The organism is Streptococcus sp. Z556 (assembly GCF_053010225.1).
The window spans coordinates 118283-143783 of sequence record NZ_JBRKNU010000005.1 but is presented as its reverse complement, the minus strand read 5'-3'; the positions used below and the strand labels follow the sequence as shown (position 1 = coordinate 143783).

Here is a 25501-nt window from a genome sequence, read left to right as displayed (position 1 = left end):
TTCATTCCTTCTTTAAAAATTGTACCTTTCTATTCTACTGTTTTTTTGTAAATTATACAATAGTTCTAGAGACCTAATTTGCGACTTTGAAGTCCGAATAGGATGAAAAGTTGCTCATTTGTACATCTAGATAGGTAACTTTTGAAAAGGGTGTCGGACCTTTTCGGATTTCTTGGATAAATTTTGCCATGGTGGCAGAGGAGTCTGCTTGAGCAAGAATTTCCACTGTGCCGTCGTCGTTATTCCAGACACGACCGGTGATGCCACCGATTTCAAGCGCTAGAGTAACAACACCCCAACGAAAACCAACACCCTGTACCCTGCCTTGGGCAATCATTCTAACCTTTTGCATACTAAACCCCTTTGATTGTGTTATAATATTTCTATGACTATTATAACCTCAAAAGCCAATTCAGTGGTAAAAAATGCCAAGAAATTGCATCAAAAAAAATATCGAAAATCTGCCTATTTGATTGAAGGTTGGCACTTATTTGAAGAAGCTGTTCAAGCTGGAGTGAGGATTGAGAAGATTTTTGCTCTGGAAAGTTACCGAGATCAGTTAGCTGCTTTTCCTCAAACGGTCTGGGTTTCAGAGGATATTTTGCGGGATTTAGCAGATACGCAAACTCCTCAAGGCATTGTTGCAGTGATTCAAAAAGAAGAAGTGGGACTGCCTGATTTTAGTCAGGGTAAGTTTCTATTTTTAGAAGACGTTCAAGATCCTGGTAATGTGGGTACCATGATTCGGACTGCGGACGCTGCAGGTTTTACAGGGGTCATTGTTTCAGACAAGTCAGCAGATATCTACAGTCTCAAGACCCTGCGTTCCATGCAAGGAAGTCATTTTCACTTGCCCATCTATCGTCTGCCTCTTGCCAGCTTTGTAGAAGAGGCAAAGAAGAGCAATTTGCCTATTCTAGCAACGACATTATCGAGAGATTCAAAGGATTATCGTGAACTTTCTTTACTAGAGAACTTTGTTTTAGTCATGGGAAATGAAGGACAGGGGATTAGTTCTGTCATGGCTGAGAGTGCTGATCAGCTGGTTCATATTGGTATGAAAGGTCGAGCAGAAAGTCTCAACGTGGCAGTTGCAGCAGGTATATTGATGTTTTATTTTAGCTAATTTATAAAATCTTTGTTATAATCAAGACATATTTATAGAAAAAGGAGAATCAGAATGAATCAAACGATTATTCAAGAACGTTCAGGTCTCAATCAATTTTACGCTAAGGTATACGCCTTTGTGGGACTGGGGATTGGTCTATCAGCTCTCGTGTCAGCTTTGATGTTGACAGTCTTTCAGTCCCAATTGGTCTACTTTTTAATGCATGGCCGTCTCTGGTTGATGATTGCAACTTTTGCAGAACTTGCTCTAGTCTTTGTTGCAAGTAGCATGGCTGCCAAAAATAGCCCAGCAGCTCTCCCAGTATTTTTAGTTTATTCTGTTTTAAATGGCTTTACGCTCAGCTTTGTCGTAGCCTTCTATACACCTGGGACCGTCTTATCAGCCTTTGTATCCAGTGCCCTTCTCTTCTTTGTCATGGCGGCAATCGGAATTTTCACTAAGAAAGATTTGAGTGGAATGGGACGAGCTTTGATGGCGGCGCTTGTTGGTCTCATCATTGCTATGGTTGTGAATCTATTTTTAGCCAATAGCTTCTTTGACTACATGATTAGTATTGCCATGGTCTTGGTCTTCTCAGGTTTGATTGCTTGGGACAACCAAAAGATTCGCTATGTTTATGAGCAGTCACGAGGGCAAGTAGCGACAGGATGGGTCATCTCAATGGCGCTTAGCATCTATCTAGACTTTATCAACCTCTTCCTTAGCATCTTACGAATCTTTGGTCGAAACGATTAATGAATGACAGAGTCAGTGTTCAAAAGAGCACTGACTTTTTCTTATTTACTCTTTTCTTTTCTTGGAAATAGGTGTATAATGCTTTTAACTAATTTTTGAGGAGCTGTTTATGAAGAAAAGTTTTATTCATCAACAAGAAGAAATTTCCTTTGTCAAAAACACTTTTACCCAGTATTTGAAAGATAAGTTAGAAGTTGTTGAGGTTCAAGGTCCTATCTTGAGCAAGGTCGGCGATGGGATGCAGGACAACCTTTCAGGTGTTGAAAATCCAGTATCTGTGAAGGTCTTGCAAATCCCGAATGAAACCTATGAGGTCGTTCATTCACTTGCTAAATGGAAACGCCACACCTTGGCTCGTTTTGGTTTCGGTGATGGGGAAGGCTTGTTTGTCCACATGAAGGCTCTGCGCCCAGATGAAGATTCGCTAGATGCGACCCACTCAGTTTATGTCGACCAGTGGGACTGGGAAAAAGTGATTCCAAATGGTCAACGCAATATCGCTTATCTCAAAGAAACCGTTGAGAAGATTTACAAGGCTATTCGTCTAACAGAGCTAGCCGTAGAAGCTCGATATGATATCGAATCGATCTTGCCAAAACAAATTACCTTTATCCATACAGAAGAGTTGGTAGAACGTTACCCAGACTTGACACCAAAAGAGCGTGAAAATGCAATCTGTAAAGAGTTTGGAGCAGTTTTCTTGATTGGTATTGGTGGGGAATTGCCTGACGGGAAACCGCATGACGGACGTGCGCCTGACTACGATGACTGGACTACAGAGTCTGAGAATGGCTACAAGGGACTAAATGGAGATATCCTAGTATGGAACGAATCTCTTGGCTGTGCCTTTGAGCTTTCCTCAATGGGGATTCGGGTAGATGAAGATACCCTTCGTCGCCAAGTTGCCCTTACAGGAGACGAAGATCGTCTGGAGTTGGAATGGCATAAAGCCTTGCTTAACGGTCTTTTCCCATTGACAATCGGTGGGGGGATTGGACAGTCTCGGATGGCCATGTTCCTTCTTCGTAAGAAACACATCGGAGAGGTTCAGACTAGTGTTTGGCCGCAAGAAGTCCGCGACACTTATGAAAATATCTTGTAGGAAATCGAACCGTAAGGTTCGGTTTTCTTTCTCTTTTTGCCCATAATTTGGTATAATAAACGGTATGAAAATCGTATCAGGAATCTACGGAGGGCGTCCCCTCAAGACGCTAGAAGGCAAGACGACGAGGCCGACATCGGATAAGGTGCGTGGAGCCATCTTTAACATGATAGGTCCCTATTTTGAGGGTGGTCGTGTCTTGGATCTCTATGCTGGCAGTGGCGGTTTATCCATCGAGGCAGTCTCGCGTGGGATGTCCCATGCAGTCTTAGTGGAACGGGATCGAAAGGCACAAGCTGTCATCGCTGAAAATATCCAAATGACCAAGGAAGCTTCCAAATTTCAGCTCTTAAAGATGGAGGCTGACCGAGCCTTGGAGCAAGTTAAAGGTCCCTTTGACCTGGTCTTTTTAGACCCTCCCTATGCCAAGGAACAAATCGTTGCAGATATCGAAAAAATGGCAGAAAGAAACCTTTTCTCCGAAGAGGTCATGGTTGTCTGTGAAACCGATAAGTCTGTAGAACTACCAGAAGAAATCGCCTGCTTAGGTATCTGGAAGGAAAAAATATATGGGATTAGTAAGGTGACAGTCTATGTCAGATAAAATTGGATTATTTACAGGTTCATTTGATCCGATGACAAATGGACATCTGGATATGATTGAACGTGCAAGCAAACTCTTTGATAAGCTCTATGTCGGGGTGTTCTACAATCCCCACAAACAAGGCTTTCTCCCTGTTGAAAACCGCAAACGGGCAGTCGAAAAAGCGGTGGCGCATTTAGATAATGTAGAGGTGCTGGCTTCTCACGACCAATTAGTTGTTGATGTTGCAAGAAGACTGGGAGCTAAAACTCTTGTCCGTGGCTTGCGGAATGCTACAGACTTGCAATACGAGGCTAGTTTTGACTACTACAATCATCAACTGGCTCCAGAAATCGAAACCATTTACCTATATAGTCGCCCAGAGCATCTTTATATTAGCTCTTCGGCCGTGAGAGAACTTCTGAAGTTTGGTCAGGAGATTCAGCAATATGTCCCAAACAGTGTTGTGGAGGAATTAGAACATGAAGAAAAAAACTAGATGGCCCTTATATGTCATCCTAGCACTAGTATTGACTTTTTTAGCCTTTGTAGTACCTTTGCCCTACTACATAGAAGTTCCAGGTGGAGCGGAAGATATTCGTCGCGTTTTGAAAGTCAATGAAACAGAAGACACAGAAGCAGGAGCTTACCAGTTTGTAACAGTCGGCATTCGACACGCAACCCTGTCGCATCTTGTCTATGCTTGGTTAACACCTTTCACAGATATTAGAAGTGCCAAGGAGACTACGGGTGGCTCTACTGATGCAGAGTTTATGCGGATCAATCAGTTCTACATGCAAACTTCTCAAAATATGGCCAAATATCAAGGTTTGAAGACGGCTGGTAAGGATATCGAACTCAAGTATCTGGGAGTTTATGTCTTAACTGTGACGGATAATTCAACTTTTAAGGGTATTCTGAACATTGCAGATACTGTGACGGCTGTTAATGATAAGACCTTTGATAGTTCTAAGGACTTGGTTGATTATGTCAACTCTCAAAAACTAGGAGATCTAGTCAAGGTGACCTATGAAGAAGACGGAAGAGTTAAGACTGCTGAAGGTAAAATTATCACTCTTGAAAACGGGAAAAACGGGATTGGGATTGGTTTGATTGACCGTACGGAAGTGACCAGTGATGTTCCCATTCGCTTCTCCACAGCTGGTATCGGCGGTCCAAGTGCAGGTCTCATGTTTAGTCTAGCTATCTACACCCAGATAGCAGATCCAGGTCTTCGTAATGGCCGCATCGTTGCGGGAACGGGAACCATTGATCGGGACGGAAATGTTGGCGACATTGGTGGAATTGACAAAAAAGTAGTTGCAGCCTCTCGTCAGGGAGCCAACGTCTTTTTTGCTCCTGACAATCCAGTCACCGAGGAAGCAAAAAAAGCAGATCCCAATGCGAAAAGCAACTATGAAACAGCCCTAGAAGCTGCCAAAACGATCAAGACAGAGATGAAAATCGTTCCCGTTAAAACCTTGCAGGATGCGATTGATTACCTTAAAAACAACCCCTAATTCGTAGAAAAATCGAAAACTAGCGCGCAAGCGGATAAGATGGTATAATAGTCAAATGGTTCAATTATTATTCACTCTAAGTAGTCATATACTCTTTATTTATTTGAGTTTTTACCTTTTGAAGGATCTTGTGAGATGGGAAAAGGTTTTAAAAGTGACCGCTACGAACACAAAAAAGGTTCGTTTGTTGGTAGGCTTCTTTAGTATTGTAATGGGCTACATATTGAGTTCATTCTTTATCAGTTTATATCAATTGTGGCAAGAAGCACTTAGAGGATTATTATAAAATCAAAAGTAAAGGAAACAACTATGGAAAAAATTGTGGTTCAAGGCGGTGATAATCGTCTGGTCGGGAGTGTGACCATCGAGGGGGCAAAGAATGCCGTCTTGCCCTTGTTGGCAGCGACTATTCTAGCAAGCAAGGGTAAGACAGTCTTGCAGAATGTCCCGATCTTGTCAGATGTTTTCACCATGAATCAAGTAGTTCGTGGTCTGAATGCCAAGGTTGACTTTAATGAGGAAGCTCATCTTGTCGAAGTCGATGCGACTGGTGACATCACAGAGGAGGCTCCTTACAAGTATGTCAGCAAGATGCGTGCATCGATCGTTGTCTTGGGACCAATCCTTGCTCGTGTAGGACATGCCAAGGTATCCATGCCAGGTGGTTGCACCATTGGGAGTCGTCCAATCGATCTCCACCTTAAGGGCTTGGAAGCTATGGGAGCTAAGATTAGCCAGACAGCTGGTTACATCGAAGCCAAGGCAGAACGCTTGCATGGCGCTCATATCTATATGGACTTCCCTAGTGTCGGCGCGACACAAAACCTGATGATGGCAGCGACGTTAGCTGATGGTGTGACTGTTATTGAAAATGCTGCGCGTGAGCCGGAAATTGTTGATCTTGCTATCCTTCTTAATGAAATGGGAGCCAAGGTCAAGGGAGCTGGTACTGAAACAATCACAGTGACTGGTGTCGAGGAACTCCATGGAACAACTCATAATGTGGTACAGGACCGTATTGAAGCTGGAACCTTTATGGTGGCGGCAGCCATGACTGGCGGTGATGTCCTGATTCGAGATGCAGTCTGGGAGCATAATCGTCCCTTGATTGCTAAACTCCTTGAAATGGGAGTTGAGGTGACGGAGGAGTCGGAAGGCATTCGTGTCCGTTCTCAACTGGAAAATCTCAAAGCTGTTCATGTAAAAACCTTGCCACATCCGGGATTTCCGACAGATATGCAGGCTCAATTTACAGCCTTAATGACTGTCGCAAAAGGGGAATCCACCATGGTAGAAACTGTATTTGAGAATCGGTTCCAACATCTGGAGGAAATGCGTCGGATGGGCTTGCATTCGGAGATTATCCGTGATACAGCCCGTATCGTAGGAGGACAAGTCTTGCAGGGAGCAGAAGTTCTATCAACAGACCTTCGTGCTAGTGCGGCCTTGATTCTGACAGGTTTGGTAGCGCAAGGGGAGACAGTTGTTGGTAAATTAGTCCACCTTGACAGAGGTTACTACCGCTTCCATGAGAAGTTGGCTCAGCTAGGAGCGAAGATTCAACGGATTGAGGCAAATGATGAAGAAGAATAAAAATATACGTTATGTACTCCGTCGCTTACTGTTGATTTTTATTGTACTCTTGCTGGGATTCCTTGCCTTAGGAATCGGCTTGATGATTGGCTACGGGATTCTAGGAAAGGGACAGGATCCATGGGCGATTTTGTCTCCAGCGAAATGGCAAGAATTGATTAGTAAATTTACAGGAAATTAGGCTGGGAGACCAGTCTTTTTCTAGAGATATAAGGAGAGATATGGACAAGAAAACAAGACAGGCTCTGATAGGGCTACTCATATTCTTACTATTATCTGCTGGTAGTTATTACATCAAGCAGATGCAGTCAGCGCCAAACACCCCTAAAACTAAGGTTAGCCAGAAAAGACAAGCTTCAGAAGCTCCTAGTCAGGAGTTGGCAGAAAGTGTCTTAACCGAGTCGATCAAGAACCAAATAAAAGGTGGTCTAGAATGGAATGGGGCAGGTGCCTTTGTCGTCAATGGCAATAAAACCAATCTAGATGCCAAAGTTTCTAGCAAACCCTACGCGGATAATAAAACAAAACCAGTCGGGAAAGAGACCGTCCCAACGGTTGCCAATGCCATCTTATCCAAAGCGACTCGGCAGTATAAAAATCGTGAAGAAACAGGCAACGGCTCAACCTCTTGGACACCGCCGGGATGGCATCAGGTTAAAAATCTAAAGGGAACCTATACGCACGCAGTAGATAGGGGGCACTTGTTGGGTTATGCCTTGATAGGTGGATTAGATGGCTTTGATGCTTCTACTAGTAATCCCAAGAATATTGCAGTTCAGACGGCTTGGGCCAACCAGGCTCAGGCGGAAGATTCGACAGGCCAGAACTACTATGAGAGTCTGGTTAGGAAAGCTTTAGACCAGAATAAGAGAGTCCGTTATCGGGTAACTCTCCACTATGCTACGAATGAGGATTTGGTTCCATCCGCTTCACAAATTGAAGCCAAGTCTTCGGATGGGGAATTGGAATTTAACGTCCTGATTCCAAATGTTCAAAAGGGTATCCAGCTTGATTACCGAACAGGTCAGGTCACGGTGACAAACTAGAGCCAATCTATTAAAGGAATAAAAATTGCTCCCTTGTCCGTCATTGATAAGGGAGCGATTGTATAAATTAGAAAATAATGTGATTCCTAGGCCGATTTATGATATAATGGAACACAAGATACTATTTTAGGAGAAAGACCATGGAAGACCCGAGCAGTCAGGATTTGTTACTGCAATTTGTACTTTTAGTTGTATTGACCTTTTTAAATGCCTTTTTCTCAGCTACAGAAATGGCTATGGTGTCACTAAATCGTGCCCGAGTAGAGCAAAAAGCAGAAGAAGGCGATAAACGCTATATCCGTTTGCTAAAGGTGCTTGAAAACCCTAATCACTTTTTATCAACCATTCAAGTCGGTATCACCTTGATCACGATCTTGTCAGGGGCAAAATTGGCAGATACACTTGGACAAGTAATTGCCTCTTGGATGGGGAATGGAGAAACAGCTTATGCCATTGCAAGTTTCCTCTCTTTGGCATTCTTGACCTACATCTCTATTGTTTTTGGTGAACTCTATCCTAAACGGATTGCCCTCAATCTCAAAGATGCCTTAGCCATTCGCTCTGTTCCGATAATTATTGGACTTGGGAAGATTGTCAGTCCCTTTGTCTGGTTGTTATCTGCTTCAACCAATCTCTTGAGTCGTTTAACACCAATGACCTTTGATGATGCGGATGAAAAAATGACTCGAGATGAAATTGAGTACATGTTGACCAAGAGTGAGGAAACTTTGGATGCAGACGAAATCGAGATGTTACAAGGGATTTTCTCTCTAGATGAACTGATGGCGAGAGAGGTTATGGTTCCTCGGACAGATGCCTTTATGGTGGATATTCAGGATGATAGTCAAACCATTATCCAAAGTATTTTAAAACAAAACTTTTCCCGTATCCCAGTTTATGATGGGGATAAGGACAATGTGATTGGGATTATTCACACCAAGAGTCTTCTTAATGCGGCCTTTGTGGATGGTTTTGACAATATTGTCTGGAAGAGGATTTTACAAGATCCACTCTTTGTCCCGGAAACCATTTTTGTGGATGACTTGCTAAAAGAACTGCGAAATACCCAGAGACAGATGGCCATTTTGCTCGATGAATATGGTGGTATGGCTGGTCTGGTCACACTGGAGGACCTGCTGGAGGAGATTGTCGGAGAAATCGACGACGAGACAGACCGAGCAGAAATTGAAGTCCATCAAATCGGTGAGGACACCTATATTGCACAGGGAACCATGAATCTTAACGACTTCAATAACTACTTTGGTGTCGAACTAGAAAGCGATGATGTGGATACCATCGCTGGTTATTATTTGACGGGTGTTGGAACGATTCCAACCACTGAGAAAATCAGTTACCAACTGGTCAGTCAAAACAAGCAAGTCGTCCTGACCAACGACAAGGTGAAAAACGGACGTGTTACCAAGGTAAAAGTTCAAATCACTGAAATAGAAAATGAAGAAGAAACAGAATAAAGGAGCTTGAGTCACCATCAGGTGCTCAAGCTCCCATTTATAAGAAAAAAGACTCACGAGGAGTCTTTTGGTTTACTATAAGGCGGTAGACGGATTTGAACCGACGATCAAGCTTTTGCAGAGCCGTGCCTTACCACTTGGCTATACCGCCTCAACGTTTATTATTATACCTTGAAAATGATTCTACGTCAATAGTTTCTTAACCGAAAATCCAATTTAGGAAACTTTCCCTTTATTTTGGCAGGCTTAAAAACCGAGAGAGAAAGTCTGGGAATCAGTCTTCACAGGCTGTAAAATTGCCATCTAATCACCTAGATAGCAAACAAAGAGTGTAGAAATTTGACAAATGAAAGTTTTTTGAGGGTATACGCCTAAATATTCTGAAAATTCGTTTACTTTTTAGATAATATATGATATAATTGACAATAAGCCTAAATTTTTCAAAGAGGAGTTAACAATATGAAAAAAAGTAGAGTATTTGTCGCAGCAGGAATTGCCCTATTAGCAACTGGCGTTTTAGCTGCTTGTGGTTCTTCAAAATCATCTGATTCAACAGCGCCAAAAAATTATGGTTATGTTTATACAGCTGATCCAGAAACGTTGGATTACCTCATTTCAGGGAAACAAAGTACTAAGGTTGCCACTTCAAATGGTATCGATGGTCTTTTCACAAACGACAAGTATGGGAACCTAGTTCCTGCAGTTGCAGAAGACTGGTCAGTTTCAAAAGATGGTTTGACTTATACTTACAAGATTCGTAAAGGAGTCAAATGGTTTACATCTGACGGAGAAGAGTACGCAGAAGTTACTGCCAAAGACTTTGTAAATGGTTTGAAACACGCAGCTGATAACAAGTCAGAAGCTCTTTACCTAGCAGAATCTTCTGTTAAAGGTTTGTCTGATTATTTATCAGGCAATTCAAAAGACTTTTCTTCAGTAGGTGTGAAAGCAGTTGATGATTATACGCTTGAGTATACCTTGAATCAGCCAGAACCATACTGGAACTCTAAGATGGCTTATTCAATCTTCTGGCCATTGAACGAAGATTTTGAAAAATCAAAAGGAGCTGACTTTGCTAAAGCAACAGACCCTACATCCTTGCTTTACAATGGTCCATTCTTGCTGAAAGGGTTGACTGCTAAGTCTTCTATCGAGTTCGCTAAAAATGAACAATACTGGGATAAAGACAATGTTCATCTCGATAAAGTTACTCTTGCTTTCTATGATGGATCAGACCAAGAGTCGCTTGAGCGTAACTTTACAAGCGGAGCTTATAGCTATGCCCGTCTCTTCCCTACAAGTTCAAACTACTCTAAGGTAGCAGAAAGCTACAAGGAAAATATCTACTACAATCCATCAGGACCTGGTATTGGTGGTTTGGGTGTGAATATTGACCGTCAAGGATACAAATACACTTCTAAGACAACTGATGAAGAGAAGACTTCTACTAAGAAAGCCCTTCTTAACAAAGATTTCCGTCAGGCTTTGAACTTTGCCTTTGACCGTACTTCTTACTCAGCACAAATTAATGGTAAAGAAGGCGCTCCTCTTGCAGTTCGTAACCTCTTTGTGAAACCTACCTTTGTCTCAGCAGGCGAAAAAACTTTCGGTGACTTGGTGACTGATAAGATGGCTGCTTATGGTGATGAATGGAAGAACGTAAACTTTGCGGATGGTCAAGATGGACTCTTCAACGCCGATAAAGCTAAAGCAGAATTTGCCAAAGCTAAAACTGCATTGGAAGCAGAAGGTGTGAAATTCCCTATCCACTTGGATATCCCAGTAGACCAAACTTCTAAAGCCTATATTGCACGTATCCAATCCTTCAAACAATCTGTTGAAACAGTACTTGGTGAAGATAATGTGGTTATCGATATCCAACAAATTTCTAAAGATGAGTTGAACAATATCACTTACTATGCTGCAAACGCTGCGGCAGAAGATTGGGACCTCTCAGGAGCAGTTGGATGGAACCCTGACTACGAAGATCCATCAACTTATCTTGATATCTTGAAGACAACGAATGCTGAACAAACAAAAACATACATGGGTTACGAAGGTGCAGATAATGCTGCAGCAGCTCAAGTTGGTTTGAAAGAATACGATAAGCTAGTTGATGAAGCTGCAAAAGAAACCAATGACTTGAATGTTCGTTATGAAAAATACGCAGCAGCTCAAGCTTGGTTGACAGACAGCTCACTCTTCTTGCCAGCTATGGCATCAAGTGGTGCTGCACCAATCATTTCTCGTGTTGTACCATTCTCTGCATCATACAGCCAATCTGGAGATAAGGGATCAGACGTATACTTCAAGCATATTCAGTTACAAGACAAGGTTGTAACTAAAGCTGACTATGAACAAGCTCGTGAAAAATGGCTCAAAGAGAAAAAAGAATCAAACGAAAAAGTTCAAAAAGAATTGGCTAATCACGTTAAATAAATAACTCTCAAGAGAACTTTCTCTCCATGAGGAGAAGGTTCTTTTGGGATTTTAAAAGGAAACGATATGAAGAAATATATTTTTATGCGTGTATTGCGTTCATTGTTGTCTATTTTCTTGGTGACAACCTTGACCTACACAATTATCTATACGATGGTTCCTCGGAAATTGATTTTCAAGCAGGATACCAACTATAACAAGATTGCAACGACGCCAGATAAACGAGACAATTATGAAAATACCGTTTATGAGCGGATGGGCTATATCGAGTACTACGATACCAAGGAGTTGCAAGAAAAAGCGAGCACGATGGACTCATCTGTAACAGTAGATGCAAATGATACCAACAAGGCAATCTACGAAAAATACATCAACCAACTAGGCAATGGTTGGACACTAGGTGTATTCTCAGAAAGTGGTCAATTCTATGCTACGCGTGAAATTCCGATTTTTGAACGTGTTTTCAAATTCTATGCCAACTTGATTGATATTGATCATACAAACAAGATTCAAGACCCTGAAAATCCAAACTTGCAACGCTATCTTCGTTTTGAAAATGACCCTGCTATCGGTTGGTCATTGGTTGGTTCAGGTACAAAACATAAGTATCTTTTGTATTTCAACAACCAATTCCCATTTGTACACCAAAACTTTGTGAACGTTAACTTAGGTGATTCTTACCCAACTTATGCAAACACACCAGTGCTTCAAGTTATCACACAGGGTCAAGGACAAACTAAGACATCAGAAGTTCAATTCCCTACAGGTAAAAAGACTTCATCTGTAGATATCTACTCTCGTACCTACAAATCACCAAGTCAAGCAGACGCGCGTGAGGTAGCCAACTATGGTAAGGACGATCCATATACAGCTACAGAAAGCAATTACCAATACCCATCAATGATTGCAAGTTCAGCTGTTGCTGGTTTGATTGGTTTGATTATCTCGTATGCTATCGCTATTCCACTTGGATCTGCTATGGCTCGCCACAAGAATACTTGGATTGACAGCTTCTCGACAGGTGCTCTGACCTTCTTGCTTGCCCTTCCAACGATTGCCTTGGTATATATTGTGCGCTTGATTGGATCATCTATCGGTCTGCCTGATTCATTCCCTATCTTGGGAGCTGGAGATTGGCGTTCTTATGTCTTACCAGCAGTTATTCTAGGTTTGTTGGGTGCGCCAAGTACAGCTATCTGGATTCGTCGTTACATGATCGACTTGCAATCTCAAGACTTCGTACGTTTTGCTCGCGCCAAAGGTTTGTCTGAAAAAGAAATTTCAAATAAACACATCTTTAAAAATGCCATGGTTCCTTTGGTTTCAGGTATTCCTGGTGCCGTAATCGGAGTTATTGGTGGTGCAACATTGACAGAAACAGTCTTTGCCTTCCCAGGTATGGGTAAAATGTTGATCGACTCTGTTAAGGCATCCAACAACTCAATGGTAGTTGGTCTCGTCTTCATCTTCACATGTATTTCTATCTTCTCACTCTTTGTAGGAGATATCTGGATGACCATGCTTGACCCACGTATTAAATTGACAGAGAAAGGAGGCAAATAATGTCAACAATCGGAAAAGAAAAATTTCAGTTCGTAAAACGTGACGATTTTGCCTCTGAAACAATTGACGCCCCTGCCTATTCATACTGGGGTTCTGTATTTAGACAATTTCTAAAGAAAAAATCAACAGTCGTTATGTTGGGGATTTTGGTTGCCATTATCTTGATGAGCTTTATTTACCCAATGTTCTCAGATTTTGACTTCAACGATGTAAGTAAGGTCAATGACTTTTCTGCTCGTTTTATCAAACCCAATGCTGAACATTGGTTTGGTACAGATAGTAATGGTAAATCCTTGTTTGACGGGGTTTGGTTTGGTGCGCGTAACTCTATCCTCATCTCTGTCATTGCAACTTTTATCAACCTTGTAATTGGGGTTATTGTTGGTGGAATCTGGGGAATTTCAAAATCTGTTGACCGTGTCATGATGGAAGTTTATAACATTATTTCAAACATTCCATCTCTCTTGATTGTCATTGTCTTGACTTACTCAATTGGTGCTGGTTTCTGGAATTTGATTTTTGCCATGAGTGTGACAACTTGGATTGGGATTGCTTATATGATTCGTATCCAAATCATGCGTTACCGTGACTTGGAATACAACCTTGCCTCTCAAACACTTGGAACACCAACCTTTAAAATCATCGTTAAAAACATCATGCCACAATTGGTATCTGTTATTGTTTCTACGATGACCTTGATGTTGCCAAGCTTCATCTCTTATGAAGCCTTCCTTTCCTTCTTTGGATTGGGATTGCCTGTAACAGTGCCAAGTCTGGGACGTTTGATCTCAGATTACTCACAAAACGTTACGACCAACGCTTACTTGTTCTGGATTCCGTTGACAACCCTGATCTTGGTGTCCCTCTCTCTCTTCGTTGTTGGTCAAAACCTAGCGGATGCTAGTGATCCACGTACACATAGATAGGAGTAGACATGACAAAAGAAAGTAATGTAATTTTGACTGCTCGTGATATTGTCGTGGAATTTGACGTTCGTGACAAAGTTCTGACAGCTATCCGAGGAGTTTCTTTAGACCTGATTGAAGGGGAAGTTCTTGCCCTGGTAGGTGAGTCAGGTTCTGGTAAATCTGTATTAACAAAAACCTTTACAGGGATGTTAGAAGACAATGGACGTATTGCTCAAGGAAGTATTGACTATCGTGGACAAGACTTGACAGCTCTTACTTCTAACAAGGAATGGGAGAAGATTCGTGGTGCTAAAATTGCGACCATCTTCCAAGATCCTATGACAAGTTTGGACCCAATCAATACAATTGGTAGCCAAATTACTGAAGTTATCGTTAAACACCAAGGAAAAACAGCCAAGGAAGCCAAAGAGATGGCAATCGACTATATGAACAAGGTCGGAATTCCAGACGCTGAAAAACGTTTTGACGAGTATCCTTTCCAATATTCTGGAGGGATGCGCCAACGTATCGTTATTGCAATTGCCCTTGCCTGTCGTCCAGATATCTTGATCTGTGACGAGCCAACAACGGCCCTTGACGTTACCATTCAAGCCCAAATCATTGATTTGCTTAAAACCTTGCAAAATGAGTACCACTTTACCATTATCTTTATCACCCATGACCTTGGTGTGGTAGCAAGTATTGCCGATAAGGTAGCGGTTATGTATGCTGGTGAAATTGTAGAATACGGTACTGTTGAGGAAGTTTTCTACGATCCACGTCATCCATATACTTGGAGTCTCTTGTCTAGCTTGCCTCAGCTTGCTGATGATAAAGGGGAATTGTACTCTATCCCAGGAACTCCACCGTCTCTTTATACTGAGTTGAAAGGTGATGCCTTTGCCCTTCGTTCAGATTATGCTATGCAAATTGACTTTGAACAAAAAGCACCTCAGTTTTCAGTTAGTGATACCCACTGGGCTAAGACTTGGTTGCTTCATGAGAATGCTCCTAAAGTTGAAAAACCTGGGGTCATCGCAGATTTGCATGACAAGATTCGTGATAAAATGGGCTTTGCTCATCTAGAAGACTAGGAGGAAGGAAATGTCTGAAAAATTAGTAGAAATTAAAGATTTAGAAATTTCCTTCGGTGAAGGAAGTAAGAAGTTTGTCGCGGTTAAAAACGCCAACTTCTTTATCAACAAGGGAGAAACTTTCTCTCTTGTAGGAGAGTCTGGTAGTGGGAAAACAACGATTGGTCGTGCTATTATTGGTCTAAATAATACCAGTAAAGGTGAGATCATCTTTGATGGTCATAAGATCAATGGAAAAAAATCTCATAAGGAATCCTCAGACTTGATCCGTCGTATCCAGATGATTTTTCAGGACCCTGCAGCCAGCTTGAATGAGCGTGCGACAGTTGACTATATCATCTCTGAAGGTCTTTACAACTACCATTTGTTTAAAGATGAAGAGGATCGAAAAGAAAAAGTTCAAAAGATGATCCATGAAGTTGGACTTTTGAAAGAACACTTGACCCGTTACCCACACGAGTTTTCTGGTGGGCAACGTCAGCGTATCGGGATTGCCCGTGCCCTTGTGATGGAACCTGATTTCGTTATTGCGGATGAGCCAATTTCAGCCTTGGACGTATCAGTGCGTGCGCAAGTCTTGAACTTGCTCAAGAAGTTCCAAAAAGAGTTGGGCTTGACCTATCTCTTTATCGCGCATGACTTGTCAGTTGTTCGCTTTATCTCAGATCGTATCGCGGTTATCTATAAGGGAGTTATCGTCGAGGTGGCTGAGACAGAGGAGTTGTTTAACAATCCTGTCCACCCATACACTCAAGCGCTTCTATCTGCTGTACCGATTCCAGATCCAATCTTGGAACGCAAGAAGGTCTTGAAAGTTTACGATCCTGACCAACATGACTATGAGACAGATAAGCCATCTATGGTAGAAATTCGTCCAGGTCACTATGTTTGGGCAAATCAAGCAGAACTTGCTCGTTACAAGGAAGCTCTTAAAAAATAATTAGATTCGGAGAGGACCAAAAGGTCTTCTCATTTTTAATAGAAAAAATCCCCTTTTACAAGCAAGTAAAAGGGGGTTTGTATTGTAATTAACGTTTAGACCAGGTACGTTTCATAAAGAGTAGCAAAATTGGGTAAATCTCTAAGCGACCTGCAATCATTGCAAAAGAGAGCAGGATTTTAGAGATGGGACTGAAGATGGCAAAGCTCGATGTTGTACCTAGAATTGGTCCGATATTGTTAAAACAGCTGAAGACCGCACTGGTCACGACTAGAAAATCATTGCTGTCTAGGCTGATGATAAAGATGAGTGACAATAAAATCATAGCATAGATCACAAAATACTTGAGAATCTTGTGTTGAGTATCCTTATCAATCACCGTTTTATTGACATGGAGAGTCAAGACACGGTGAGGGGATAAGATGGACAAAATTTGATTTTTAGCAATTTTTGTGAGGATCAGTCCACGGATAATTTTGAGACCACCTGCTGTTGACCCAGCTGAGCCACCGATTGCCATGAGGAAGAGGAGGATAAACTGGGAGAAGAGGGGCCAGTTGGTAATATCTCCGTAACCAAATCCCGTTGTCGTAATGATATTGGATACTTGGAAGAGAGCCATCTCAAAACTTTTAGAGACATCTTGGTAAAGGTGGAGGGTGTTGAGGGTGATCAAACCGGTAGACACCAGAACAATAATGACATAAGCCCGCAGTTCCTCATCTCCAAAGAAGGCCTTGACCCGACGGAGCATGAGAAAGTAATAGAGGTTAAAATTGACACCGAAAACCAGAACGCCAAAACTGACAAGATAGGTAATCAGGGAACTGCCGTAGTGGGCGATTCCATCATTGTAGACGGTGAATCCCCCCGTTCCTGCTGTTCCCATAGCGATGACAAAGCTATCAAACAAGGGCATACCTGCTAGATAGTAGATGACAACAAAGAGGGAGAAGAGTCCTAGGTAAAGGAGATAGAGGATCTGGGCAGTATTTTTCAGTTTGGATACAACTTTACCAAAGACAGGACCAGGGACCTCTGCTTTCATCACCTCTAAGTGACTATTCTTAGCATTGTCCATAATAGCAAGTGCGAAAACAAGCACCCCCATCCCTCCTATCAAGTGGGTGAAACTTCGCCAGAAGAGGAGGGAACGACTGAGAACGGAAACATCTGTTAGGATAGTAGCACCAGTCGTTGTAAAACCAGAGCTGATCTCGAAAAATGCATCGATGATGCTGGGAATTTGTCCTGAAAAGACAAAGGGTAAGCCACCAAAGAAAGACCAGAGTATCCAACAGAGGGCAACGATTAAGACACCCTCCTTGGCATAAATCCGTTGATTCTTTGGTTTTCGTAGGACTCCCAACCCACCGAGAAGGACTAAAATTCCAATCGTAGTAAAAAGAGCTGTAAATACTTGGCTAGATTCTCGGTAATAGGTCGCTACGCTGACAGGAACTAGGAGGAGAACAGCCTCAATTAAGAGCAGTTTGGAGAGGAGGTAACGAATCATACTTTTATTCATTTCTTACCTCTCAATCAAATCATAAATTTTGGTGATATTTGGTAGCAGGGTGGTTACCAGTAATTGGTCTCCGACCTCTAGCGTATCCTCTCCGGTCGGGAAGATTGTTTTTCCTTTTCGAATAATGGCTGCGATGAGAATACCCTTCTTCAATTTCAGATGAGAAAGAGGCTTGGCAGTCATTTTATTAGCTTCCTTGATATGGAATTGTAGGGTTTCAATCTGGCCGTTTGCAAGATGGTGCATGGCTTGAAGGTCTGAGTATTGGGCGTTAACCCGTCCTCGGATAAAGTGCATAATGGTATCCACTGCGATGATTTTTGGCGTGATGATACTTGAAAAATCAGGTGCATGGATAATTTCTAGGAGACTGGTCCGGTTGACCTTGGTGATGTTTTTCTGGACGCCAACACGGTCAAGGAACATGGAGGTGATGATATTTTCCTCATCAACTCCAGTCAAGGTTGCGACCGCATCGTAGTGAGGAGCACTTTCTTCTAGTAAGATATCTTTGGCTGTCCCATCTCCCTGAACGATATAGAGATTTGGGAATTTTTCACTAAAGAAACGGGCTCTTTCAGGATTGATTTCGATAACCTTGGTGTCAATCCGGCTGTCTTTCAAGATACCGACGAGATAGTAGGCAATTTTTCCTGCTCCGATAATCAGAAAGCTCTTAACAGTCCGAGCTTTAAAATGATTGTGCAGGCGCATCATATCGACCCGATTTCCTGTAACAAAGATGCGATCCTTATCTTGAAGGGTCATCTCACCACCTGGAATGATCAACTCATGGTTGCGCTCCAAAGCACACACAATCACATCAAACTTTTTCCGAAATTCAGAAATGGGCATCTGGCAAAGACCACTAGCATCTTTGACAACAAACTCCATCAAGCTAACTCGACCTCCAGCAAAACGTTCGACTGAAAGGGCACTTGGGAAATCGATAATATTTCCAATTGCACGGGCAGCCAGAAGCTCAGGGTTGACAATGAGGGAAAATCCAAGAATATTTTTTTCCTTAAAATAGGAGTTGGAGTACTCTGGATTTCGAACCCGAACGATGGTTTCTTTAGCTCCCATTTTTTTGGCAAGAACTGCTGAAATCATGTTCACTTCATCGTGTTCGGTTAGTGCGATAAAGATATCACACTCTTGAACACCGGCTTGCTCTAAGATAGTAAAGTCGGCACCATTTCCAAGGAGGCCCATGATGTCAAAGCGACTGACAATATGGTTCAGTACAGCTTCATTTTGCTCGATGAGGACAACATCATGGTTTTCCGCAACTAGTGAACGACAGAGGGCAAAACCAACTTTCCCTCCACCAACAAGGACAATTTTCATATAAAAACCTACTTTTTCATGATGTAACTATCATACCCTTTTTTAACAAAAAATGCACTTGCCAAACCGATTTTTGCAGGAAGAAAGAACTTTTTCACGTTTTTGAAGATAAATATGCTTATCTTCTATAAAAATGTCTCTCGGATGAAGTGATTAACCTCTCTTGATAAGACTATTCTGAAAGTGAATGTCCGAGTATGAAAATATCATTAAAAAAAGTAAAAAATTCAAGTCGTTTCTATTGACATTGGTTCTGAAAGTGTTATACTAAGAAAGTAGTTTCGCTGATTTACTTCAAACCTGTTGTGAGGTAAGTTAACGACGCCTTAACCACGCTGTTTGCTGAGCTTGACTCCGGGCAGTGTGGCTATTTTTTTGCAATGATAAAAGGAAGCCAATTATGACAAATCACATTGTTTTATTTGAACCTCAGATTCCACAAAATACTGGCAACATCGCGCGTACTTGCGCTGCGACCAATTCTCCCCTCCACATCATCAAACCAATGGGTTTTCCCATTGATGATCGCAAGATGAAGCGGGCTGGTTTGGATTATTGGGATAAGTTAGAGATTCATTTTTATGATAACTTGGCAGACTTTATGTCTCAGATGAAAGGGCAAGTCTATCTGATTTCGAAATTTGCAGAAAAGGTCTATTCTGAGGCAAATTTGGCAAGTGGTGAAGATCAGTATTTTCTCTTCGGACGTGAAGACAAGGGTTTACCAGAGGATTTTATGCGTGAACATCCTGAGAAAGCTCTCCGTATTCCTATGAACGATGAACATGTCCGCAGTCTCAATGTTTCCAATACGGTCTGTATGATTGTTTATGAAGCCCTCCGTCAGCAACATTTTGCTGGTTTAGAGCTCGTTCACACCTATGAAGCGGATAAATTGAAATAAACAAAATGCTTGCACTTGCAAGCGTTTTTTGTTATGATTAAAGGGTCTTCAGGGCAGGGTGAGATTCCCGACCGGCGGTAAATTTGACTAGCTATTTTAGCTTTCTCGTCGTTGTCTTGTCTCGATATACTTTAAGTATTATCTTCGACTGCGACGCCTAGGTAAATCTAAAATATCTTAGCCAAATAAGTCCGCGAGCGCAAGCTGATGTGGTGCGATTCCACAACCGACAGTATAGTCTGGATGGGAGAAGACGAAAGAATAGCTTTGTCTGTTCTGATGAGTTTATAGATAAATTGCAACCGCTTGCTCAAAAGAGTGAGGGGGGACTTTTGGGATATAAAAAGTGAGAATAGATAGAGGAATCCTTTCCAACTTCTTCTGATTTTATAGAAAATTGGAGGAACCTGTTATGACAAACACACGTCGACTTTCGACCATTGCGATTTTATCAGCCATTTCATTTGTGCTGATGTACTTTGACTTTCCGCTCTTGCCAGCGGCGACCTTCCTCAAGATCGAGTTTAGTATCTTGCCAGTCCTTGTGGGCTTGGTGGTCATGGATTTGCCTGCTGCTCTCGGGATTCTCTTGCTGCGATCACTCTTGAAGTTGCTTCTCAATAGCCAGGGAGTGAATACTTACATTGGCTTGCCAATGAATATCGTAGCCTTGGGAGTTTTTGTGATCGCTTTTGGTTTGATTTGGAAAAAGGAACGCAGCACCCTTCGTTTTCTACTAGCATCTCTAGCGGGAACTATTGGATTGACTGCGGCTATGTTGGTTCTTAACTATGTCTATGCTGTTCCTTTTTACGCGCAGTTTGCCAACTTTGATATTGGAAAAATTTTGGGACTTTCCAACTACCTAATGACTATGGTATTACCTTTTAACTTGATTGAGGGTGTAATCTTTGCCGTTTCATTCTGGTTGTTATACGTCCTCTTGAAACCAACCTTAAAACATTATGAGAGATAAACAAACATTTTTAATGAAGGGCAGTTTTGCCCTTTTACTTTTCGTTCTTCTTGGCTATATGGTCAAATTTTACCCCGAAATGCTGGTCGGTTTTGACCAACCGCTTCAGACAGCTATTCGTGGGGACTTGCCAGATTATTTGACAGTTCTGTTCCGAGCCCTTACGCATTTGATTGATATCCCGGTGATTATCACCTGGGTTGCCATTGCAGCCGTTATCTTTTATCGTAAGCAGTGGAAGATAGAAAGCTACTTTATGGCGGGCAATCTGGCCTTAGCCGGTCTTTTAATCGTGACCTTTAAAAACATTTACCAGCGCCCACGACCAGCTATCTTACATCTGGTAGAGGAAAAAGGATTTTCTTTTCCAAGTGGGCATTCTCTTGCAGTAACGCTGATGGTAGGGACTTTGATTGTCATTCTCAGTCAACGGATGAAAGATCCGGTTTGGAGAAAAATCGTACAAATCGTGCTAGGTCTCTACCTAGTCAGTGTGCTGCTATCTCGGGTCTATCTGGGAGTTCACTACCCATCAGATGTTCTTGCCAGTCTCTGTGTGGGTTTGGGAGTCCTGTTTATTGAATTTCCCTTCTATGACAAGCTCCGCTTCCAATGGCGATTTAAAGGCAAGCAGAAGTGAGATAGGTCTTGCAAGAATGGTAAAAATCTGATAAACTAAGTAGTAATTGAATAGAAATCCGCAAGACTAGTAACTCAAGGGAAGTATATTAGGGAGGAGAGCCGTGACTGCAAGCTCTCTATACGAAAGCTGGGTGGATTCACTTGCGCATGGATTTAGAAATGAAGGTCTGACTTGTCAGATGAAAACGGATGGTACCGCGTGTCAACGCTCCGAGTGGAGTTTTTGGCATGTGGTTTTCTTTTTATCTGTTAAGTGACTGATGGAGGAATTATGTCAACTATTGAAGAACAATTAAAAGCGCTTCGCGAAGAAACGCTGGCTAGCTTGCAGCAGATTACTGCTGAAAATGAAAAAGAGATGCAAGATTTGCGTGTCTCTGTCCTTGGTAAAAAAGGGTCGCTTACGGAAATCCTCAAAGGGATGAAAGATGTCTCTGCTGAGATGCGCCCAATCATCGGGAAACACGTCAATGAAGCTCGTGATGTCTTGACGGCAGCCTTTGAAGAAACAGCTAAGCTCTTGGAAGAAAAGAAAGTAGAAGCTCAACTAGCAAGTGAGAGCATCGATGTGACTCTTCCAGGTCGTCCAGTTGCGGTTGGTCATCGTCACGTTCTTACACAAACCAGTGAAGAAATCGAAGATATTTTCATCGGGATGGGTTACCAAGTCGTGGATGGTTTTGAAGTGGAGCAAGACTACTACAACTTTGAGCGTATGAATCTTCCAAAAGATCACCCAGCTCGCGATATGCAGGATACTTTCTACATCACAGAAGAAATCTTGCTTCGTACTCACACGTCTCCAGTTCAGGCGCGTGCTATGGATGCTCATGATTTTTCTAAAGGTCCTTTGAAAATGATCTCACCAGGGCGTGTGTTCCGTCGTGACACAGACGATGCGACCCACAGTCACCAATTCCACCAAATCGAAGGTTTGGTTGTTGGGAAAAACATCTCTATGGCAGACCTTCAAGGAACGCTTCAGTTGATTGTGCAAAAGATGTTCGGTGAAGAGCGTCAAATTCGTTTGCGTCCATCTTATTTCCCATTCACAGAGCCATCTGTTGAGGTGGATGTTTCTTGCTTCAAGTGTGGTGGAGAAGGATGTAACGTATGTAAGAAAACAGGTTGGATCGAGATTATGGGTGCCGGTATGGTTCACCCACGTGTCCTTGAAATGAGTGGAATCGATGCGACTATTTACTCTGGCTTTGCCTTTGGTCTTGGTCAAGAGCGTGTAGCCATGCTCCGTTACGGAATTAACGATATCCGTGGATTCTACCAAGGAGATGTCCGCTTCTCAGAACAGTTTAAATAAGATTGGAACCTGAAATACAGTCCTAGTCATTTTCTCTCGATGAGAATGGTGAGGACTGACTCGAAGAAAAAGAAAGGAATTGAAAAGGTCCCACTTGGTGGGATCTTACAATCAGAATTATGCTTGTATCTTATAAATGGTTAAAAGAATTGGTGGACATTGATGTGCCATCACAAGAGTTGGCTGAAAAAATGTCAACTACAGGGATTGAGGTCGAAGGTGTCGAATCACTGGCTGCCGGTCTCTCAAAAATTGTCGTCGGTGAGGTTTTGTCTTGCGAAGATGTGCCAGAAACTCACTTGCATGTCTGTCAGGTTAACGTTGGCGAAGAAGAAGCCCGTCAAATCGTTTGTGGTGCCCCAAATGTGCGTGCTGGTATCAAGGTCATGGTGGCACTTCCGGGAGCTCGTATTGCTGATAATTACAAGATTAAAAAAGGGAAAATCCGTGGCTTGGAGTCACTTGGAATGATCTGTTCGCTTGGTGAATTAGGTATTTCTGACTCGGTTGTACCGAAGGAATTCGCAGATGGTATTCAAATCTTGCCTCAAGATGCAGTACCAGGTGAGGAAGTCTTCTCATATCTAGACTTGGATGATGAAATCATCGAACTTTCTATCACGCCAAACCGTGCAGACGCTCTATCTATGCGTGGCGTAGCTCACGAAGTAGCAGCCATCTATGACAAGGCAGTCAACTTTAAAGAATTCAGTTTAACAGAAACCAATGAAGTTGCAGCAGATGCCCTTTCTGTAGGCATTGAGACAGACAAGGCGCCTTACTATGCTGCCCGTATCTTGGACAATGTGACCATCGTACCAAGTCCACAATGGTTGCAAAACATTCTTATGAACGAAGGCATCCGTCCAATCAATAACGTAGTGGACGTGACAAACTACATCCTGCTTTACTTTGGGCAACCGATGCATGCCTTTGACTTGGATACCTTTGAAGGGACTGATATCCGCGTACGTGAAGCGCGTTCGGGTGAAAGATTGGTGACCTTGGACGGTGAAGAACGTGACTTGGAAACAAATGACTTAGTCATCACTGTTGCAGACAAGCCAGTAGCCCTTGCAGGTGTCATGGGAGGTCAAGCAACAGAAATCTCTGAAAAATCTAGTCGCGTTGTCCTTGAAGCTGCAGTCTTTAATGGCAAATCTATCCGCAAGACTAGCGGTCGCTTGAATCTTCGTTCTGAGTCATCTTCTCGCTTTGAAAAAGGGATCAATGTGGCAACTGTTAACGAAGCCCTTGATGCGGCAGCTAGTATGATTGCAGAACTTGCAGGTGCGACGGTGCGTAAGGGTATTGTTTCAGCAGGTGAGCTTGATACTTCTGATGTAGAAGTTTCTTCAACCCTTGCAGACGTTAACCGTGTCCTTGGTACAGAGCTTTCATACGCAGATGTAGAAGACGTTTTCCGTCGTCTTGGCTTTGGGCTTTCTGGAAATGCGGAAGCTTTCACTGTCAGCGTTCCACGTCGTCGTTGGGATATTACTATCGAAGCAGACCTCTTTGAAGAAATCGCTCGTATCTATGGATATGACCGTTTGCCAACCAGTCTTCCAAAAGACGATGGTACAGCAGGTGAATTAACAGCTACACAAAAATTGCGCCGTCAAGTTCGTACCATCGCTGAAGGGGCAGGTTTGACAGAAATCATCACCTACGCTCTGACAACTCCTGAAAAAGCAGTTGAGTTTACGGTTCAACCAAGTAACCTTACAGAGCTCATGTGGCCAATGACCGTGGATCGTTCAGTTCTCCGTCAAAATATGGTTTCTGGTATCCTTGATACAGTTTCCTACAACGTAGCGCGTAAGAACAAAAACTTGGCTCTTTATGAGATTGGAAAAGTCTTTGAACAAACAGGCAATCCCAAAGAAGACCTACCAAACGAGATCAACAGCTTTGCCTTTGCCTTGACAGGCTTGGTTGCTGAAAAAGACTTCCAAACAGCAGCGGTTCCAGTTGATTTCTTCTATGCTAAGGGAATCCTTGAATCCCTCTTTGCTCGTTTGGGACTCCAAGTAACTTATACAGCAACAGCTGAGATTGCTAGCCTTCACCCAGGACGTACAGCCGTGATTTCACTCGGTGACCAAGTTCTTGGTTTCCTTGGCCAAGTGCATCCAGTTACTGCCAAGGCTTACGATATCCCAGAAACTTATGTAGCGGAGCTCAACCTTTCAGCCATCGAAGCAGCGCTTCAGCCAGCTGCTCCATTTGTGGAAATCACCAAATTCCCAGCAGTCAGCCGTGACGTGGCTCTACTCCTCAAGGCAGAAGTCACTCACCAAGAAGTTGTAGACGCTATCCAAGCTACAGGCGTGAAACGTTTGACAGATATCAAACTCTTTGACGTCTTCTCAGGCGAAAAACTGGGAGTTGGCATGAAGTCAATGGCCTATAGCTTAACCTTCCAAAATCCAGAAGACAGCTTAACGGACGAAGAAGTCGCACGCTATATGGAAAAAATCCAAGCATCACTTGAAGAAAAAGTGAATGCAGAAGTACGTTAACTCATCAATCCATCCTTCGGGGTGGATTTTTAAATTCTTAAAATGCCCGTTCAGGAATAAAAAGCGACAGTTGAGGAAAAAGTCCTCCCAGATAGTCTTTAATGGGTTATACTAAAGCTATCACTGAAGTACCT

24 protein-coding genes, 1 tRNA gene and 1 riboswitch are annotated in these 25501 nt (G+C 42.5%); of the genes, 21 read left to right on the top strand and 4 right to left on the bottom strand.

Annotated elements, in window-relative coordinates; all coding sequences use genetic code 11:
• Positions 1–73: 73 nt before the first annotated feature.
• Entirely contained in the window at positions 74–352 is a 279-nt protein-coding gene (locus ACVC7S_RS07245) for an acylphosphatase (RefSeq protein ID WP_001174609.1), read from the bottom strand.
• A 33-nt stretch (positions 353–385) separates the two neighbouring features.
• Here ACVC7S_RS07245 and ACVC7S_RS07240 point away from each other — a divergent pair, with 33 nt between their 5' ends.
• The 11 genes from ACVC7S_RS07240 to ACVC7S_RS07190 all read left to right on the top strand — a co-directional run bounded on the left by ACVC7S_RS07240 (position 386) and on the right by ACVC7S_RS07190 (position 9180).
• Positions 386–1126, top strand: a complete 741-nt coding sequence (locus ACVC7S_RS07240; protein WP_447266677.1) for a TrmH family RNA methyltransferase — start codon at positions 386–388, stop codon at positions 1124–1126.
• A gap of 54 nt (positions 1127–1180) precedes the next feature.
• A complete protein-coding gene (locus tag ACVC7S_RS07235; RefSeq protein ID WP_001076870.1) occupies positions 1181–1864 on the top strand; it encodes a Bax inhibitor-1/YccA family protein in 684 nt (227 codons plus the stop codon).
• A 109-nt stretch (positions 1865–1973) separates the two neighbouring features.
• The gene (gene asnA, locus ACVC7S_RS07230; protein ID WP_000748000.1) at positions 1974–2966 is read left to right on the top strand and encodes an aspartate--ammonia ligase; all 993 of its coding nucleotides are present in this window, start codon (positions 1974–1976) and stop codon (positions 2964–2966) included.
• A 64-nt stretch (positions 2967–3030) separates the two neighbouring features.
• On the top strand, positions 3031–3570 hold the full coding sequence (gene rsmD, locus ACVC7S_RS07225) for a 16S rRNA (guanine(966)-N(2))-methyltransferase RsmD (protein ID WP_447266676.1): 540 nt from the start codon (positions 3031–3033) through the stop codon (positions 3568–3570).
• On the top strand, positions 3560–4048 hold the full coding sequence (coaD, locus tag ACVC7S_RS07220) for a pantetheine-phosphate adenylyltransferase (RefSeq protein WP_447266675.1): 489 nt from the start codon (positions 3560–3562) through the stop codon (positions 4046–4048). The genes rsmD and coaD overlap by 11 nt, the downstream gene beginning before the upstream one ends.
• Entirely contained in the window at positions 4032–5069 is a 1038-nt protein-coding gene (locus tag ACVC7S_RS07215; RefSeq protein ID WP_447266674.1) for a SepM family pheromone-processing serine protease, read from the top strand. The genes coaD and ACVC7S_RS07215 overlap by 17 nt, the downstream gene beginning before the upstream one ends.
• A 55-nt stretch (positions 5070–5124) precedes the next feature.
• Positions 5125–5355, top strand: coding sequence for a DUF1146 family protein (locus ACVC7S_RS07210; RefSeq protein WP_002892633.1), 231 nt, complete (start codon positions 5125–5127; stop codon positions 5353–5355).
• 23 nt (positions 5356–5378) lie between these two features.
• Positions 5379–6662: a UDP-N-acetylglucosamine 1-carboxyvinyltransferase gene (murA, locus tag ACVC7S_RS07205; RefSeq protein WP_447266673.1), complete on the top strand. Its 1284-nt coding sequence runs from the start codon at positions 5379–5381 to the stop codon at positions 6660–6662.
• A complete protein-coding gene (locus ACVC7S_RS07200) occupies positions 6649–6843 on the top strand; it encodes a DNA-directed RNA polymerase subunit beta (RefSeq protein WP_000739700.1) in 195 nt (64 codons plus the stop codon). The genes murA and ACVC7S_RS07200 overlap by 14 nt, the downstream gene beginning before the upstream one ends.
• 40 nt (positions 6844–6883) lie before the next feature.
• Positions 6884–7708: a DNA/RNA non-specific endonuclease gene (locus ACVC7S_RS07195; protein ID WP_447266672.1), complete on the top strand. Its 825-nt coding sequence runs from the start codon at positions 6884–6886 to the stop codon at positions 7706–7708.
• Positions 7709–7848: 140 nt separating this feature from the next.
• Positions 7849–9180, top strand: a complete 1332-nt coding sequence (locus ACVC7S_RS07190) for a hemolysin family protein (RefSeq protein ID WP_000390004.1) — start codon at positions 7849–7851, stop codon at positions 9178–9180.
• Positions 9181–9260: 80 nt separating this feature from the next.
• Here the strand turns inward: ACVC7S_RS07190 and ACVC7S_RS07185 are convergent.
• Positions 9261–9331, bottom strand: a tRNA-Cys gene (locus ACVC7S_RS07185).
• Between the two features lie 308 nt (positions 9332–9639).
• Between ACVC7S_RS07185 and ACVC7S_RS07180 the strand changes: the two genes are divergently transcribed.
• The 5 genes from ACVC7S_RS07180 to ACVC7S_RS07160 all read left to right on the top strand — a co-directional run bounded on the left by ACVC7S_RS07180 (position 9640) and on the right by ACVC7S_RS07160 (position 16124).
• Entirely contained in the window at positions 9640–11619 is a 1980-nt protein-coding gene (locus ACVC7S_RS07180) for a peptide ABC transporter substrate-binding protein (RefSeq protein WP_447266671.1), read from the top strand.
• Positions 11620–11685: 66 nt separating this feature from the next.
• A complete protein-coding gene (locus ACVC7S_RS07175; protein WP_049484569.1) occupies positions 11686–13182 on the top strand; it encodes an ABC transporter permease in 1497 nt (498 codons plus the stop codon).
• On the top strand, positions 13182–14108 hold the full coding sequence (oppC, locus tag ACVC7S_RS07170) for an oligopeptide ABC transporter permease OppC (RefSeq protein ID WP_084948444.1): 927 nt from the start codon (positions 13182–13184) through the stop codon (positions 14106–14108). The genes ACVC7S_RS07175 and oppC overlap by 1 nt, the downstream gene beginning before the upstream one ends.
• 8 nt (positions 14109–14116) lie before the next feature.
• A complete protein-coding gene (locus ACVC7S_RS07165) occupies positions 14117–15184 on the top strand; it encodes an ABC transporter ATP-binding protein (protein ID WP_045593583.1) in 1068 nt (355 codons plus the stop codon).
• Between the two features lie 10 nt (positions 15185–15194).
• A complete protein-coding gene (locus ACVC7S_RS07160) occupies positions 15195–16124 on the top strand; it encodes an ATP-binding cassette domain-containing protein (RefSeq protein WP_001291306.1) in 930 nt (309 codons plus the stop codon).
• 88 nt (positions 16125–16212) lie between these two features.
• Here the strand turns inward: ACVC7S_RS07160 and ACVC7S_RS07155 are convergent, their stop codons facing one another.
• Complete coding sequence (locus tag ACVC7S_RS07155; RefSeq protein ID WP_447266670.1) at positions 16213–17652, bottom strand: TrkH family potassium uptake protein; 1440 nt, start codon at positions 17650–17652, stop codon at positions 16213–16215.
• Positions 17653–17655: 3 nt separating this feature from the next.
• Positions 17656–19002 carry a Trk system potassium transporter TrkA gene (gene trkA / locus ACVC7S_RS07150; RefSeq protein WP_447266669.1) on the bottom strand — a complete coding sequence of 449 codons (1347 nt, stop codon included), beginning with the start codon at positions 19000–19002 and terminating at the stop codon, positions 17656–17658.
• Between the two features lie 400 nt (positions 19003–19402).
• Here trkA and ACVC7S_RS07145 point away from each other — a divergent pair, with 400 nt between their 5' ends.
• The 5 genes from ACVC7S_RS07145 (at position 19403) to pheT (ending at position 25367) form a co-directional block, all read left to right on the top strand.
• Complete coding sequence (locus ACVC7S_RS07145; protein ID WP_242747135.1) at positions 19403–19906, top strand: tRNA (cytidine(34)-2'-O)-methyltransferase; 504 nt, start codon at positions 19403–19405, stop codon at positions 19904–19906.
• 40 nt (positions 19907–19946) lie between these two features.
• A riboswitch (FMN riboswitch) is annotated at positions 19947–20165 on the top strand.
• Between the two features lie 153 nt (positions 20166–20318).
• A complete protein-coding gene (locus ACVC7S_RS07140; protein ID WP_447266668.1) occupies positions 20319–20882 on the top strand; it encodes an ECF transporter S component in 564 nt (187 codons plus the stop codon).
• Positions 20872–21522: a phosphatase PAP2 family protein gene (locus ACVC7S_RS07135; protein ID WP_447266667.1), complete on the top strand. Its 651-nt coding sequence runs from the start codon at positions 20872–20874 to the stop codon at positions 21520–21522. The genes ACVC7S_RS07140 and ACVC7S_RS07135 overlap by 11 nt, the downstream gene beginning before the upstream one ends.
• A gap of 273 nt (positions 21523–21795) precedes the next feature.
• Entirely contained in the window at positions 21796–22842 is a 1047-nt protein-coding gene (pheS, locus tag ACVC7S_RS07130) for a phenylalanine--tRNA ligase subunit alpha (protein ID WP_447266666.1), read from the top strand.
• A gap of 119 nt (positions 22843–22961) precedes the next feature.
• Positions 22962–25367: a phenylalanine--tRNA ligase subunit beta gene (gene pheT / locus ACVC7S_RS07125; protein ID WP_447266665.1), complete on the top strand. Its 2406-nt coding sequence runs from the start codon at positions 22962–22964 to the stop codon at positions 25365–25367.
• Positions 25368–25501: the final 134 nt, after the last annotated feature.

What these genes read in the sequence shown, in the direction of transcription:
- ACVC7S_RS07195 (WP_447266672.1), top strand. Translation starts at nt 6,884, where the DNA reads ATGGACAAGAAAACAAGACAGGCTCTGATAGGGCTACTCATATTCTTA.
- ACVC7S_RS07190 (WP_000390004.1), top strand. Translation starts at nt 7,849, where the DNA reads ATGGAAGACCCGAGCAGTCAGGATTTGTTACTGCAATTTGTACTTTTA.
- ACVC7S_RS07165 (WP_045593583.1), top strand. Translation starts at nt 14,117, where the DNA reads ATGACAAAAGAAAGTAATGTAATTTTGACTGCTCGTGATATTGTCGTG.
- rsmD (WP_447266676.1), top strand. Translation starts at nt 3,031, where the DNA reads ATGAAAATCGTATCAGGAATCTACGGAGGGCGTCCCCTCAAGACGCTA.
- ACVC7S_RS07245 (WP_001174609.1), bottom strand. Translation starts at nt 352, where the DNA reads ATGCAAAAGGTTAGAATGATTGCCCAAGGCAGGGTACAGGGTGTTGGT.
- trkA (WP_447266669.1), bottom strand. Translation starts at nt 19,002, where the DNA reads ATGAAAATTGTCCTTGTTGGTGGAGGGAAAGTTGGTTTTGCCCTCTGT.
- coaD (WP_447266675.1), top strand. Translation starts at nt 3,560, where the DNA reads ATGTCAGATAAAATTGGATTATTTACAGGTTCATTTGATCCGATGACA.
- ACVC7S_RS07235 (WP_001076870.1), top strand. Translation starts at nt 1,181, where the DNA reads ATGAATCAAACGATTATTCAAGAACGTTCAGGTCTCAATCAATTTTAC.
- ACVC7S_RS07200 (WP_000739700.1), top strand. Translation starts at nt 6,649, where the DNA reads ATGAAGAAGAATAAAAATATACGTTATGTACTCCGTCGCTTACTGTTG.
- pheT (WP_447266665.1), top strand. Translation starts at nt 22,962, where the DNA reads ATGCTTGTATCTTATAAATGGTTAAAAGAATTGGTGGACATTGATGTG.
- asnA (WP_000748000.1), top strand. Translation starts at nt 1,974, where the DNA reads ATGAAGAAAAGTTTTATTCATCAACAAGAAGAAATTTCCTTTGTCAAA.
- ACVC7S_RS07175 (WP_049484569.1), top strand. Translation starts at nt 11,686, where the DNA reads ATGAAGAAATATATTTTTATGCGTGTATTGCGTTCATTGTTGTCTATT.
- ACVC7S_RS07145 (WP_242747135.1), top strand. Translation starts at nt 19,403, where the DNA reads ATGACAAATCACATTGTTTTATTTGAACCTCAGATTCCACAAAATACT.
- ACVC7S_RS07180 (WP_447266671.1), top strand. Translation starts at nt 9,640, where the DNA reads ATGAAAAAAAGTAGAGTATTTGTCGCAGCAGGAATTGCCCTATTAGCA.
- ACVC7S_RS07140 (WP_447266668.1), top strand. Translation starts at nt 20,319, where the DNA reads ATGACAAACACACGTCGACTTTCGACCATTGCGATTTTATCAGCCATT.
- ACVC7S_RS07240 (WP_447266677.1), top strand. Translation starts at nt 386, where the DNA reads ATGACTATTATAACCTCAAAAGCCAATTCAGTGGTAAAAAATGCCAAG.
- pheS (WP_447266666.1), top strand. Translation starts at nt 21,796, where the DNA reads ATGTCAACTATTGAAGAACAATTAAAAGCGCTTCGCGAAGAAACGCTG.
- ACVC7S_RS07155 (WP_447266670.1), bottom strand. Translation starts at nt 17,652, where the DNA reads ATGAATAAAAGTATGATTCGTTACCTCCTCTCCAAACTGCTCTTAATT.
- ACVC7S_RS07135 (WP_447266667.1), top strand. Translation starts at nt 20,872, where the DNA reads ATGAGAGATAAACAAACATTTTTAATGAAGGGCAGTTTTGCCCTTTTA.
- ACVC7S_RS07160 (WP_001291306.1), top strand. Translation starts at nt 15,195, where the DNA reads ATGTCTGAAAAATTAGTAGAAATTAAAGATTTAGAAATTTCCTTCGGT.
- ACVC7S_RS07210 (WP_002892633.1), top strand. Translation starts at nt 5,125, where the DNA reads ATGGTTCAATTATTATTCACTCTAAGTAGTCATATACTCTTTATTTAT.
- ACVC7S_RS07215 (WP_447266674.1), top strand. Translation starts at nt 4,032, where the DNA reads ATGAAGAAAAAAACTAGATGGCCCTTATATGTCATCCTAGCACTAGTA.
- murA (WP_447266673.1), top strand. Translation starts at nt 5,379, where the DNA reads ATGGAAAAAATTGTGGTTCAAGGCGGTGATAATCGTCTGGTCGGGAGT.
- oppC (WP_084948444.1), top strand. Translation starts at nt 13,182, where the DNA reads ATGTCAACAATCGGAAAAGAAAAATTTCAGTTCGTAAAACGTGACGAT.